Annotated in this window: 1 pseudogene; it reads right to left on the reverse strand. The window is 77.3% G+C overall.

Features of this window, described 5'->3' with window-relative positions:
- Positions 1-62: 62 nt before the first annotated feature.
- Positions 63-335, reverse strand: a pseudogene (locus ADK66_RS32145) (hypothetical protein); the annotation flags it as partial.

Genomic DNA, 335 nt, shown 5'->3' on the forward strand with positions numbered 1-335 from the left:
CGAGCCAGCCCAGGCCGAGCCAGGCCGAACGGGCCGGCCGGGGCACGGCCGTGGGTGCGCTCCTAGCTAGCGGGGCTGGCGGTGCGGACGAGATCCGCGGTGCGCTCCCCCACCGACCGCCCCGCCCCCTCGGTGTCCCCCCCGCCCATGCCCCGCCCCCCCGGCCCCGCCCCCGAGCGGCCCCCCAACACCCCCCCCGCCCGCCGCCCTCCCTCGACTTCGACGTAGAAGACCTGCGTCGGCACCCCGACCACGCCATAGCGCTCCGGCAGCGATCGGGAGAACTCCACCACGTCCGAGCCGCCGCGCTGCGTGATCTCGGCGGTGACGAAGTA

The organism is Micromonospora sp. NRRL B-16802 (assembly GCF_001279555.1).
GTDB classification, from domain to species: domain Bacteria; phylum Actinomycetota; class Actinomycetes; order Mycobacteriales; family Micromonosporaceae; genus Micromonospora; species Micromonospora profundi.